The sequence below is a fragment of the Exiguobacterium sp. s95 genome (assembly GCF_018618655.1).
GTDB classification, from domain to species: Bacteria; Bacillota; Bacilli; order Exiguobacteriales; family Exiguobacteriaceae; genus Exiguobacterium_A; species Exiguobacterium_A oxidotolerans.
Genome location: NZ_JACSMM010000001.1, coordinates 334,245 through 347,029, shown reverse-complemented (window position 1 = coordinate 347,029; position 12,785 = coordinate 334,245). Strand labels below are relative to the sequence as shown.

General features: G+C 49.8%; 17 protein-coding genes. 9 read left to right on the top strand and 8 right to left on the bottom strand.

From position 1 onward, the window contains the following. The first annotated feature begins 186 nt into the window (after positions 1-186). Entirely contained in the window at positions 187-630 is a 444-nt protein-coding gene (locus KNP99_RS01975; RefSeq protein WP_088837057.1) for a hypothetical protein, read from the top strand. Positions 631-663: 33 nt separating this feature from the next. Here the strand turns inward: KNP99_RS01975 and KNP99_RS01970 are convergent, their stop codons facing one another. The 3 genes from KNP99_RS01970 to KNP99_RS01960 all read right to left on the bottom strand — a co-directional run bounded on the left by KNP99_RS01970 (position 664) and on the right by KNP99_RS01960 (position 1,684). Continuing rightward, positions 664-981, bottom strand: a complete 318-nt coding sequence (locus KNP99_RS01970) for a GNAT family N-acetyltransferase (protein WP_214845654.1) — start codon at positions 979-981, stop codon at positions 664-666. Between the two features lie 12 nt (positions 982-993). After that, positions 994-1,236, bottom strand: coding sequence for a hypothetical protein (locus KNP99_RS01965; RefSeq protein ID WP_214845653.1), 243 nt, complete (start codon positions 1,234-1,236; stop codon positions 994-996). Positions 1,237-1,504: 268 nt separating this feature from the next. Then, positions 1,505-1,684, bottom strand: a complete 180-nt coding sequence (locus KNP99_RS01960) for a hypothetical protein (protein ID WP_214769271.1) — start codon at positions 1,682-1,684, stop codon at positions 1,505-1,507. Between the two features lie 76 nt (positions 1,685-1,760). Here KNP99_RS01960 and KNP99_RS01955 point away from each other — a divergent pair, with 76 nt between their 5' ends. After that, a complete protein-coding gene (locus tag KNP99_RS01955) occupies positions 1,761-2,291 on the top strand; it encodes a hypothetical protein (protein WP_251133034.1) in 531 nt (176 codons plus the stop codon). 17 nt (positions 2,292-2,308) lie between these two features. Continuing rightward, positions 2,309-2,794, top strand: a complete 486-nt coding sequence (locus KNP99_RS01950; RefSeq protein WP_214845650.1) for an NUDIX hydrolase — start codon at positions 2,309-2,311, stop codon at positions 2,792-2,794. 4 nt (positions 2,795-2,798) lie between these two features. Here the strand turns inward: KNP99_RS01950 and KNP99_RS01945 are convergent, their stop codons facing one another. Then, positions 2,799-3,446 carry a hypothetical protein gene (locus KNP99_RS01945; RefSeq protein WP_214845648.1) on the bottom strand — a complete coding sequence of 216 codons (648 nt, stop codon included), beginning with the start codon at positions 3,444-3,446 and terminating at the stop codon, positions 2,799-2,801. A gap of 90 nt (positions 3,447-3,536) precedes the next feature. Here KNP99_RS01945 and KNP99_RS01940 point away from each other — a divergent pair, with 90 nt between their 5' ends. The 3 genes from KNP99_RS01940 (at position 3,537) to KNP99_RS01930 (ending at position 5,183) form a co-directional block, all read left to right on the top strand. After that, a complete protein-coding gene (locus KNP99_RS01940) occupies positions 3,537-3,833 on the top strand; it encodes a hypothetical protein (protein ID WP_251132564.1) in 297 nt (98 codons plus the stop codon). Between the two features lie 22 nt (positions 3,834-3,855). Then, on the top strand, positions 3,856-4,722 hold the full coding sequence (locus tag KNP99_RS01935) for an NAD-dependent epimerase/dehydratase family protein (RefSeq protein WP_214845645.1): 867 nt from the start codon (positions 3,856-3,858) through the stop codon (positions 4,720-4,722). 92 nt (positions 4,723-4,814) lie between these two features. Then, a complete protein-coding gene (locus KNP99_RS01930) occupies positions 4,815-5,183 on the top strand; it encodes a hypothetical protein (RefSeq protein WP_214845644.1) in 369 nt (122 codons plus the stop codon). Position 5,184: 1 nt separating this feature from the next. Here the strand turns inward: KNP99_RS01930 and KNP99_RS01925 are convergent, their stop codons facing one another. Next, positions 5,185-5,616 carry a DUF4362 domain-containing protein gene (locus KNP99_RS01925; protein ID WP_214845643.1) on the bottom strand — a complete coding sequence of 144 codons (432 nt, stop codon included), beginning with the start codon at positions 5,614-5,616 and terminating at the stop codon, positions 5,185-5,187. A gap of 49 nt (positions 5,617-5,665) precedes the next feature. Further along, positions 5,666-6,301: a hypothetical protein gene (locus tag KNP99_RS01920; protein WP_214845642.1), complete on the bottom strand. Its 636-nt coding sequence runs from the start codon at positions 6,299-6,301 to the stop codon at positions 5,666-5,668. Positions 6,302-6,424: 123 nt separating this feature from the next. Here KNP99_RS01920 and KNP99_RS01915 point away from each other — a divergent pair, with 123 nt between their 5' ends. Further along, positions 6,425-7,192 carry an SDR family NAD(P)-dependent oxidoreductase gene (locus tag KNP99_RS01915; protein ID WP_214845641.1) on the top strand — a complete coding sequence of 256 codons (768 nt, stop codon included), beginning with the start codon at positions 6,425-6,427 and terminating at the stop codon, positions 7,190-7,192. A gap of 184 nt (positions 7,193-7,376) precedes the next feature. Continuing rightward, positions 7,377-8,792: an NAD-dependent succinate-semialdehyde dehydrogenase gene (locus KNP99_RS01910; protein ID WP_214845640.1), complete on the top strand. Its 1,416-nt coding sequence runs from the start codon at positions 7,377-7,379 to the stop codon at positions 8,790-8,792. A gap of 321 nt (positions 8,793-9,113) precedes the next feature. On the opposite strand, the gene KNP99_RS01905 is transcribed toward KNP99_RS01910, so the two are convergent. Next, complete coding sequence (locus KNP99_RS01905) at positions 9,114-11,126, bottom strand: Na+/H+ antiporter (protein ID WP_214765962.1); 2,013 nt, start codon at positions 11,124-11,126, stop codon at positions 9,114-9,116. Between the two features lie 83 nt (positions 11,127-11,209). Continuing rightward, a complete protein-coding gene (locus KNP99_RS01900; protein ID WP_214765960.1) occupies positions 11,210-12,097 on the bottom strand; it encodes a helix-turn-helix transcriptional regulator in 888 nt (295 codons plus the stop codon). Positions 12,098-12,182: 85 nt separating this feature from the next. Between KNP99_RS01900 and KNP99_RS01895 the strand changes: the two genes are divergently transcribed. After that, positions 12,183-12,704, top strand: coding sequence for a dihydrofolate reductase family protein (locus KNP99_RS01895; protein ID WP_214845638.1), 522 nt, complete (start codon positions 12,183-12,185; stop codon positions 12,702-12,704). The last annotated feature ends 81 nt before the right edge of the window (positions 12,705-12,785 follow it).

Sequence of the window (12,785 nt, the reverse complement as noted above, 5' to 3'; positions counted from 1 at the left end):
AAATATTTTATATGTACTATCAGGTGCCGTCATCGGAATAATTCTGATTTTACAGTTCACGAAAGGTGATTTGGATATTCCGAGTTCTCTGACGATTGCTGGATCATCAGCTATGCTCTACTTCATCGTATCTTGGATAATCGAACGAACTGGGCGGCGTTCTACATAAGAAAAGGATGTTTTCGTATGTTCAACAAACTGATTGCCGCCGGACTGACGTCAATCGTAACATCGGGTCTGTTGACTCTGATTTTGTCCATCTACGCATTTTTCCAAGATTTCGGCGAAGATGTCTATTTTTCAGCCGTTGATCTTTTTTTAATCTACACCGTTTATTCGTTTCCAATAATTTTAATTTCAGGACTTATGGTTGACTTACTTATGAAACGAATCCTTTTGTTCTTTCCGACTAGTCGGAACACTTTTTTCATATCAGCTGTTCTCTATGGTTTGTCCGGCAGTCTAATTGCCCTAGCCCTCCTGCTGTTCAACCATGAGGGCAACTATGTATTCAGCGACCTCTATTTTTTGTTGCTCGCCATTTTGCTCGCCGGGTCATCGGCTTTCTGTTATTTTTGGACATCTTATCAGTTGCAACGAAAGCGACCGCTTACTCCCCCTAAAAAATGACTCCGCTCAACGGGAAAATTCGCTAAAAACACCTTACCGTCTCCAGCTGTAATGCATCAATTGTATCCGTTGACCGTCTAACACCGCTTCTTCTTTCTTGTCTATCGGCTCAAATCCGTTGTGCTCCAAGATTTTTTGTGAAGCGATGTTTGCATCCGTCGTTTTGGCCTGGACTTCATCAGTGTCGTGTTCCCGACATTGTCCGAGTAGCAAGCGGACGGCTTCTTTTGCGATTCCTTTTCCCGCATGTACTTGTCCGATCCGGTAGCCGAGTTGAGCAGTTTTTTCGATTTCAAAGGCATAGAGTGCTTCTGTGTCTTTCGCGGTACAGCTCGTCAGTTGGATGTTCATGTCATCCCCTCTTCATCTCAAGAATTGTTGCAACAAAAACACGAGCAGCCATAATAACAGGAGGCCCGTCGTATTGACAGCGATGGTTTTAGACAACGGATTTTTCGACGTGTCCCGGAAACTGAACACGTACAGGACGAACATTGTCACGTACAGGACAAAAAACCACTGCGTGACTATAAAAAGGAGCATTCCGGTAATCGTTACGTTTGTCGCCAGGCGATCTTGTTGTCGATTTTTGATTCTCGCAAACATCTAGTGTCCTCCGTTCTGCATCATCTCGCTTTTTCTTTTAGTACATTATCCCTCGTTAAAAAATCCAATTATTCCTTCCGTTTCCTATATTTTATAATTATAATCATATAGAATGCCGTGCCTCAGCATCGCTCAAGTCAGGAACATTCATGTTTATTAAACGAAAAGCAATTGATTTAGCCAGCGATCATGCCGGTTGCTGTTGTGACATCCGTTCCATGACTGATTGAAACATCCCGTCTGCTAAAAAAAGACACAGCGCTAGAAATTACTGTGTCTTCGGTCCCTTTTGCTTTTTTCCGAGAAATAATAGTGCACACAGCAGGAAGAGGGTTCCTAAACCAGTACCGACGAACATCGCGGAGTCAAACAGGTTACTCAGTCCAAGTCCCCCCGTGATGGCGGCAGCATACAGCAGGAGAAACATGACTGTATAATTTTTCTTCAATTTGCATCAACCTCCTATATCGCTAGTATACTCGGACATTCATTCATTTGAATACACATAGCCTCAAGGAATGGACGTGATTCTAGTCTTTTACCGCAAAATCATCGCCGCCTCACTTGCAGGTTCACTATATGCAATCGTACTCGGGCTGTTCGTTCCTTATCCGAGTGCTGATATCGGTTATTCAATCCTGCGCTACCTCTCGACCGTGATCATCAGTACTCCTGCCTATTTGATGTACAGCTTTCCGGTCATCTTCCTTTATGGTGGGACGACATCGATTTTGAGTGAGACACTCAGTCGATTCATCTACCGTAATCAAACAAAGAATGCAAAAGAAGTCGTTCTTTCCGGCATACTCCATGTGTCGTTTGGTCTCGTTTTTCTTATCATCAACCCACTTATCGCTTTCCTCAGCGTGATTGCTGCCGTCCTGTTCTTTACGGTCGATTGTTATTTACGAAGAAGACAAGCGACGTACCGATGGACGCAGGCATTGATGAGCCTTGAAATACCGCTTGCCGTCTGGATCCTGTTCTTGGGAACCGACTATCTCATAGGTCTGTTCCATTCCCTGATCACCATCTTGCAGCACACTATCAACTGAAAAAGGAGTCGTTACATATGTCAGTAACCACCTGCCATCGCGCGTTTGGCGTCTATGGCTTACTCGTAAAAGACCATCAATTATTAGTCATCAACAAAAATGGCGGTCCGTATATCAATCGCTATGACCTCCCGGGAGGCAGCCTTGAAGACGGTGAAGTGTTAGCCGATGCGATGCGCCGCGAGTTCCGCGAAGAGACGGGTCTCGAAATCGAACTCCTCCAAAACATCGGCGTGATTGACTTCAAACTGCCGTGGCTTTGGCGAAATTTCACCGACGTCCACCACATCGCCGTCTACTACACCGTCAAGGCAATCGGCGGTGCCATCACGGTCCCGGAACAGTTCGACGGACAGGACTCGCTCGGGGCTGTCTGGGTCTCGGAACAGGACGTGACGCCTGACAATGCATCACCGCTCGTCCTCAAAGCCTTTGACTGGATCCGGTCGGCACAGTTAGGGATTGAGGCAGAAACGTATGATGCCTGGACTATTTTGAAGTAACATTTTAAAACACTGCTTTCAATTCTTCCCCGCCTTCAACTACCTCACCATCTTCATCCACATATTCGACTTGAATCGTGCCATGCGGGAGGTAGTTGTTTGACTGCAGTGTTGTACTCAAGTTGTTTAAACGCTTTTTGTCAGTCGTTTGTTGCTTGCGGTGAAGGGTGATACTGATTGTCGGTGGAATTTTCGTATCACGATAATCCACCTCGGCACCCGGCTGAAGATTTAACGCTATCACGCTTTCTTCATCAAAATGGACAAGATAATCCGCATCGTTCCCGAACACCTCTCCAACTGACGGCTGGATGACCGCGACCACGTCGGCTGTCCACTGTTCTACGTAATAGGTATCCACAACTTTGTTTGTCGACTGATCGAGATAGACTAAAAACTCAATGCCTGTTTTGCGATCGATGACTTGCGCCGCGTAATCAAATGCTACATGGTTGCCCATGTTATCAAAGTAGACGTCTACAACTTCGGCCTCTTTATAATGTTGTTCTAGATAAGCTTTTGCTTGGCGTTTGACGATTTTTTCTTGCTCCTCGTCTGGTTGCATCGACCGGATGAAGAGGACTCCGAGTATTATAGTAGTTCCGAGAATTAATCCAAAACCGAATAACATACCTTTTACGAATCGACTCATCTGTCTCCTCCTGTAGTGAGCGTCCTATGCATACGGAGCAAAATTTAACGTGATGCCATTTCTTAGCTAAAGATAGTGTAGGTGGAATCCTTGAGATACAAAATCCAGTTCTTGTTGGTTAGTTGCCTGACGTCATTCGTTCTATGTGCCTGTTCGGCAGACGACGCCTACGTCATCGTCGACATACAAGGAGACCAGATCTTTTTAGGACCGGACGAACAGGACCCGGACGCCTCCTATGCGTTGACAGAAGTCACGGTTGACCGGAAAACACGGATTTATGGCAAGCGGGACAACCGATCCGTTTTAAAGAAACATGACGTCATCCGGTTCGACTATCGGACGGATCAGGAGCCGCTTGTCGAAACGATTGAGCACGGCAATTAACGATAGAAAGAAGGTCATCCTTATGGAGATTACAGGAAAACGGATTCTCGTCACCGGGATCAGCGGAACACTTGGCCCACGGGTCGCCCGCCGTTTTATAGAAGAAGCAACCGAAGTCCGGGGGCTCGTCCGGAGCGAAGGACAAGCCGACCGTTGCAAACAACTTGGGATTACGCCCGCGTTCGGTGACTTGATGGACGCCGCGTCGCTTGAAACAGCGATGCAGGACATCGACATCGTCGTCCACTGTGCCGCTTACCTCGGCGACGACATCGAACTTGCGGTAGCAGCGAACGTCACCGGAGTCGAACACCTCGCGGCTGCCGCGCTTGCCGCGCACGCCTTGTTCCTCCACATCTCGACGACTTCCGTTTACGGTGAACCGGCGGGCGGTCTCATAACGGAAGCGATGCCACTGAGCGACGATCATCCGGCACCGTACATCTTGACGAAAGTACGGTCCGAACGGATTTTACAGCAGTATGCGGCTGACGGGCTTGACGTCATCATCCTCCGTCCCGGTGCAATTTGTGCCGAAGAAAACTCTTACTGGGGCGACCGGCAAGTCAAACGGATGCAGGAAACAAAAGTCGTCACGTGGGTCCATCCGGACGATGTGGTCAACTGGGTTCACGCCGATAATTTGGCGGAGATGGTTCACCTTGCCGTCCGGCGCGCAACACCGGGAGATATCTTTCATGCAGTCGACGCCAACATCCCGGAGGCCGAATTTCGGATGCAACTGATTAAAGCGTCCGGTAAACCCTATCAGGTGCCGGACCGACCGGTCGAACGTCCCCTCTACACAACGGATAAAATCAAGACGCTCGGCTACACACCTGTCCGCTCGTTCCCGGATACGATGCAGCGATTGATTGAGTTGTTTTAAAGGAAAAACAGGATTTAAAAAACTAACCTTTGATTCTACCGTATAACTGTAAGAAACCAATCATCGATTCTTAAGAAACGAGGTATCACTCTATGAAACGTATTCTTTCACTTGCCCTCGCAGTCAGTCTCATCCCGTTAAGCGGCTGTTCCGACGATACGACATGTGTTTCGACGACTGATACAATCGCCGCAGAAGCCCGTCAAAACAAAGATGCCGACTTAATCCGAATCAAAGACCGTGTTTACCAGCTATCCGATGCACCCGTGACGCTTACACAGGCAGACGTCAAATCGTTTGCGACCGTCACGAAACAATTGACCGCAAACGAGCCCTTAGCGGAAGGGATGGCGACAGACTGGCCGGCAGGAACGAAACTGTACCGGGGCGACACGACGGGTGTCCTCTACATTTTCGAAAAAAATCAAACGTACTTGTATGAAGCGATTCCGGAAGGCTGATTTACTTTCCGAGTTCTGCTGCTGTCGCTTCGAGTAACGGATGATCTTCTCCTTCGGCACAATCTGTCAACAGATAGACGTGCGTTTCGTCTGTTTGGTCTTTTTTCAACGCCTGACAGCTTTCCCCGTCCCGGTCGTCCGCTTGGTTCCCGAACTCATCTTGCGACGAATCGAGTGAATAACTGAACTGTTGTCCGTCATACGTGACGTCCTGAAAAACCGGGTCACCTTCTGTCGTGTAGGAAGTAATCCGGATGCTGTCCTTGCCTTTTTGATCGACTTGGTTCAAAAATGTCTGGAACCGTTCCACATTCTCACGACTTGGCGTCGTTACAATATCACCATTTTCGATTGCTTGTTCAATCGGATAACTTTTTCCACATCCGACAAGAACGACTACCAAAACAAGACCTACCCATCGTTGCTTCACCATTTGTCTGCCTCCTACCATAATAAGCTGTCACCACGCACAGTACCGTGCGTTAATTTCCTGGATGACGCCGCAACTGTTGCCGTAGTATATCGACGTCTGCCTGTTTAAATAATGTCTCATCCTGTTCCCCGTACCGTACGAGATGATAGAGCACCGGATCAACTGTCAGCCCGATCCGCTCTAACCATTCCTTCATCGTCTCTTCCGGTCGACGCCTAGATGAAGCGGGAAGGCGCTGGTCAAATATCTGAATCAATCGACGGACTTCAGAGACATTGTTTGATTGGTAAGAATGTGTATCATTACTCGGCGACGTTGACGGTTTTTGTAAGATGTTCAGCTCCTCTTCAAAAGAGGTATCACCACTTTGTTTTACCGTTCGTTTGTTCCGTTTCCTCTTCAACATAGACGCCAGTAAAATCAACAGCCCGATCGTCACGATGGCGCCGACTGAAGCGAGTGCTTTCGGAAATGTCACATCAACAAAATGAGGCATCGGACCAGCGAGAAAAGGTTGCCCCCTCAAATCTGGTGAGCCGAGTGGCTTACGTGGTTTGATGTCGTACTTAAACGCATAGTCAGCCGGTTCATGAATATATGTCGTGTAGAGATACTGCCCGAAGACTTGAAAAGAGGCTGCTAAAAAACAAACGACCAAAATAGCTATCCCTACTTTCCGTTTCATCTCACCCCTCCTTTTTTCCCAAATAATAACATTAAAATTAAGTACTTACAGCATTTTTCTTTCTTTTCAGTCAATTTAGACGTACAGTAAAGACAGACTTTTTTTAAGATAGGATGTGGCTAGATGTACTTACCGACGTTTCGACTTGATCAAACAACAGCCCTCGTGACCGGAGCCGGACGCGGCATCGGACGGGCGCTTGCCATCGGGATGGCAGAAGCTGGTGCTGACGTCATTCTCGTCGCCCGGACGGAAGCTGATTTACGGGAGACGGCAAGCCGGATTGAAGCACTCGGACGACAGGCGTTCGTCCTGACGTGTGACGTGACCGACCGGACGCAAGTCGTCGCGACGATCGAAAAAGCCTATACGCTCGTCGACCGGATCGATACGCTCGTCAACAATGCCGGGATGAACATCCGCTCGAAAGCGCTCGACGTCAAGGAAGACGAATGGGAGACGATTCAACAGACGAACTTAAAGTCGGCCTTCCTGTTTTCGCAGGAAGTCGGACGCCGGATGCAGGACACGGGTGGCAACATCATCAACATCGCCTCGGTCGCAGGTCACGTCGCTTTGCGGACCGGTGTCGTCTATGCGACGACGAAGGCGGCCTTGATTCAGATGACGAAAGTCCTCGCCCTCGAATGGGGTCCGAAAAATATCCGCGTCAACGCGATTGGTCCGTGGTATTTCAAGACGCCGCTGACGGAGCCGTTACTGGCCGATCCGGCGTACTTAAAAGACATCGTCGACGTGACACCGCTCGGTCGGGTCGGTGAACTGACGGAACTCGTCGGTCCGACGGTCTTCCTCGCGTCCGATGCCGGATCGTACATCACCGGTCAGACACTGTTCGTCGACGGCGGGATGACGATTAAAGGGTTTTAAGTAGGAACGAAACGGGACTTTCCGATTGTAAATCGTGAGTCCTTTTTCGTCGTGTTTTTATAGATTCTCTAATTTTTATAGTCATTCCATTCCGTTATGTCCCCCCCTCCAAAGCGGAAGTACACAAATGCGCCTTCCGGGTGTTTAATTAGGAACGTAATGAAAACACATGGAGGTGCAACACATGATTGAAAAAAATGTAGTGAACGGACAATGGTACGAAACAGAACAAACGATTCCGGTCTTTAACCCGGCAACAAAAGAATTACTCGGGCACGTCCCAATCAGTTCGGCAGATGACGCTCTACGGGCAGTCGACGCGGCGAGCGATGCCTTCGTCACCTGGTCAAGCTTAACGGCGGATGCGCGTGCTGATAAAATCGATGCCTGGTACCGCTTGATCAACGAACACCGTGACGAAGTCGCTGACATCATGACACGCGAACAAGGAAAACCGTTTGTCGAAGCACTCGGCGAAGTCGATTACGGCAATCAATATGTCCGCTGGTATGCAGAAGAAGCACGCCGGATTTACGGGGAAACGATTCCGGCATCGGTTCCGGGTAAACGCCTGTTCGTCGAAAAAGAACCGGTCGGCGTCGTCGCTGCGATCACGCCGTGGAACTTCCCCGCTGCGATGATCACACGAAAACTCGCCCCGGCTCTCGCAGCCGGTTGTACGGTCGTCTTAAAGCCGTCGGAAGAAACACCTTTCACAGCTCTTCGCCTCGTCGAACTTGCTGAAGAAGCAAGCATCCCGGCTGGTGTCATCAACGTCTTGACAGGTGACGCCGCAACAATCAGCGGTGTCTGGCAAGCCGAACGCCGTGTTCGCAAAATCACGTTCACCGGCTCTACTGCCGTCGGTAAATTAATCATGCGTCAAGCAGCCGATACGATGAAAAAACTATCACTTGAACTCGGGGGTCATGCACCGTTCATCGTCACGGAAAACGCGGACATCGACAAAGCCGTCACACAAGCAATCCGCTCGAAATTCCGCAACGGTGGCCAGGCCTGCGTCGCAACGAACCGCTTTTACGTCCAAGCCTCTGTGCTCGACGCGTTCACAGAGAAGTTCGTCGCGGAAGTGAACAAACTAAAAGTCGGGAACGGTCTTGACGCTGATTCAACGATCGGACCCTTGATTAACGCAAAAGCCGTCGAGAAAGTCAAAGCACACATCGACGACGCGGTTGCGAAAGGTGCAACGATCTTAACAGGCGGTACGATCGACGACTCGGTCGGTTACTTCGTCAAACCGACAGTTCTCGCGAACGTCACGGAAGACATGATTTGTATGCAGGAAGAAACATTTGGTCCGCTCGCACCGATTTCGGTCTTCGAGACACTTGACGAAGTCATCGAACGGGCGAACAACACACCCTACGGTCTTGCGGCATATGCGTTTTCTGAACGAATCGATGAAGCGCTCCTGCTCGGTAAAAAACTCGAGTACGGCATCGTCGGCTTAAATGACGGCGCCCCGTCTGTTGCCCAAGCACCATTCGGCGGCTACAAAGAAAGTGGACTCGGTCGTGAAGGCGGCGTCTACGGCATCGAGGATTATCTCGAAGTCAAATACTTGTCACTCGGTTAAACCAAAAAGTCCCGCCTCTGAAACAACAGAGACGGGACTTTTAGCATGTAGACAAACGATTTAGAAGCGTAAACCTGTTATGTCGAGATACAATCCGTTTGCGCTTTCCTGTCTCGCCTCGTCTTCAAAACGGCAATCTTCCACGCCCGCTGCAGCTGTGCTACAGGGTCGCGACCGATTGCTCTTCGCTTTGGAAGCGATTCAAGACGGAGCGCGCTTTAAAACGGCTGAAAGAGAGTAGCGTTCCTTCTTCCATTACACCACTCTCTTGGCGCACAAAAAAGTCCCGCTTCTGAACCATCAGAGGCGGGACTTTTTTAATTAATCGACATATTCATAGAGAACGACGCTTTCGATGTAGTGAATGAAGCGGCGTAACTCTTTTTCTTTTTCCGAAGAGAGGTCCCCTTCCTTCGACATTTCGGCAATTTCTTGACGCTGGACTTCGATCGCCCGTAAGCACAGTTCTTCTTTTTGCTGTTCGACGTCGCCCTTACTGCCGACCGGTGACGCCCACTGCGTATGTTTACCGCGGAGGCGGAAGTAATGTCCTTTGACGCTTTGGACGACTTCCGTCGGATACTTGTCACGGCACGTCTCGAGCCGGTCGATGATGTCGCCGATGACATGTTCATAGAGGGCATGTTCCATCTCCGTCAGACGAATCAATTCATCCGGTGACAACGTGAACCGTTTACGTTTTCGCATCAGCTTTCGTAACGGCTGATAGAGCCGGACCGTCGATTCGGAATGAATCGCCCGGCGTCGGTGTTCAATCGAGGCAACCGTTTCTTTTTTCAGTAAATCCGGCACGTCATGGTTCTTAAAGAACGCTTTGACGAATTCCGTTTCCCACGCGACGGCTTCAAGGCGCAGTTCCTTCAACTGTTCGTTGTAGACGTTGAGTTCCTGTTCGCTCTTCTCTTCTGCACGCAGCAACCGCAACATGACATGGTATTCGTTCAGCAGGTCAAACGCGACCGGTGAATTATCGGAATTCGTCGCCTGTTTGACTTCCTGAATCGCCCGTAACATCATCCGTTGTTTTTGGGCATTCAATCCGAAGTCCGTTTGACTGACCGTCTCTTTTTGACTCAGCAACGGTAAGGCAATCGTCGCGAGCACTAACGTAAAGATGATGACGCCCGCCGCGAGGAAGATGATCAACGACCGTTCCGGGAACGCAACACCAGCATCCGTCAAAAACGGCAGCGATAACACACCGACCATCGTGATTGTCCCGCGCACGCCGACGAGCGTCGTGATTAAGTCGCGCTTGAACGAAGGTGGCCGTTGCTCCTCTTTACGAAGAAAGCGATGATCAAACCAATTAAAGAACAGTGTCCAGACTAAGCGGATCCCGAGGATGACAAGACCGATTAAGCTGACGTACCCGAGTAAGCGCCAGTTGTTGATGGCGTCATCAATGAAGATGGCCTGCGTCGCTCCGGGCAACGTCAAACCAAGCAATAAGAAAATGACCCCGTTCAAGATATAGGCAATCATCGTCCAAATGTTATCCGTCAAGACTTGTTCCTGGGCAAAGAACGTCTCTGTCCGTTCCTTAATTAAGGCATGAAGTAAGCCACCGGCGACGACGGCGATGACGCCAGATGCATGAAGCAGTTCTTCCGAGACGAAAAAGATGATGAACGGCGTCAAGATTTGCAGGAGGGCATAAAAGACGACGTCATCAATTCCTGACCGGCGGAGCCGGATCTTCAGCCAGTTCATCACGACGATGATGACAAGGCCGACGACGGCACCGACAGCAAACATATAAACGAATTCAAACGAAGCTTCACGTAAAGAGAAATAGCCTGTCATGACGGCCGTGACGGCATAACTAAAGGCGACGAGTCCCGACGCATCGTTAATCAACGATTCTCCCCGGACAAGATTTAAAATCGGTTCCGGAAGCCGGACACGTTTTGCGATCCCGTTGACCGCGACCGGGTCAGTCGGTGATAAAATCGCGGCTAACGCAAAGGCGGCAGCGAGCGGAATGACCGGCAACATCCAGTGGATGAAGTATCCGCCGATCACGGTCGTCAATAAGACGAGCACGATGGCGTTGCCGAGAATCGCCCCGCGCATCTTCCACAGTTGTTCCCGCGGAAAATGCGAGCTGTCGTTGTACAGTAAGGGAGCGATGAACAACAGTAAAAACCATTCCGATTCGACTTCAATCGACAGTTCCTTGATTGATAAAGCAACGAGCGTACCGACGATGATTTGAATCAGGGCCGTCGGAATAAAACGGATGTAATGTCCGATGACGTTCGTCAACAAAATTAAAGCCAGTAACAGTAAAATCAATGATAACGTTTCCATAGTAAATCACTTCCATTCTTTCACTTTTCTCTAGTTTTATCGTACCATAATTTTTTGCTGGCATAGGAGAATCACTCCTTTTTTCAGGCATCATAGGACGCGAGCAGGTCCCTTGCCTGTTTCAGGATTTCTTCCTTTAGTGTTGACGGTTCAAGGACTTTTACGTTTTCGCCCAGTCCAAACAACTGTCGTCCGAGAAACGGTAACTCGGTAACCGGAACAGACCACGTCCGCTGTGCGTTCAGCGGTAAAATCCCTTCAAGCAACCGTTCCCCGAGTGACGTCATTTCCAGTCGGATCGTCACCTGTTCACCTGACTTCACCTGACATTCTGCTTCCTCGAATGTCAGCTGTTCGGACGAAATGGTCGTCGGTAAGACCTGCTCCATCCGGTCGACCCGGTACTGCCGCAGTCCCCGGTCAGTCTGGGCGAGCAGATACCAGCGATTGCGTTCAAACGTTAAACCGATCGGATCCATCAAAATCGTCCGTCGTCCGCTTGTCGTCCGGTAAGTGATTTCCCCTTTGACTTCCGCTTCCAACAATCGCAACACGTCTCGCGTCAACGGAGACGGCGGCGTATCGGGTCGGGCAAAACGGACCCGTCCTTTCAGGCGGTCCATCTTCGCTTCAAGGTCCGGCGGCAGTTCCTGGAGATACCATTCAGCAAGATCCCCACGTAACGGACCGAACGGCAGATCGGGAATTTGACCGACCCAGTCGAGCATTAAAAACAAAGTGATCGCTTCCTGTTCCCGTAAGGCAAGTGGCGGTAGCAAACGGTTCGGCAGGACCCGGTATCCGCCCCCTGCTCCCCGCTCGCTGTAAATCGGATATCCGTTTGCTTCAAGTTCGAGTACGTCCCGTTGAATCGTCCGTAACGAGACGCCGCACGCTTCCGCCAGTTCCCGCGCCGTCAACAGCTGTTGCCGATTAAGCAGACGCATCAGTTTCAAATGGCGACCTTTCATACAAAATCCCCTCTCTAATTACGACATCTTTTGTCATAATTATAGCGTAGACTAGAGATAGCTCGAACAAAAGGAGGAGTTATTGATGACTAAAACCGTTTTATATATCGCCTGTAGTCTCGATGGAAAGATTGCTCGATCAAATGACTCGCTCGATTGGCTGTTCGCTGTCGAAGGGGACGGTGATAATGGGTACGCGGCGTTCATGGAAGACGTCGATGCCGTCATCATGGGTCGAAAAACCTTTGACGAAGTCTTGGTCCTCAGTGAGGACTATCCGTACAGTGGACTCGAGAACTACGTGTTGACCCGGCAGAACGATCAACAGTCCGAATACGCGACCTACACGAATGAGCCACTCGATGTGTTGATTGACCGGATTAGTCCGACCATCAACGGCAAGATTTGGCTCGTCGGCGGCGGCGAGTTGATTCAAGAATCCTTACGGTTACAATTGATTGATCAGCTCGAACTGGCGATCGCGCCTGTCGTCCTCGGCAGCGGGATTCCACTGTTTCCGGAAGGGACGCTTGAGACACGGTTCCGGCTGACCAGCTGTCGTCCGTCCGGTCAGTTCATCATGGCGACGTATGATGTCTTGAAGTGACGTTCCACGCAGATAAAAAACACCTTTGAAACGCTGCAGGCAAAGGTGTTTTTTGTTCTACTTTGTTTTTTGCGTCAGTCC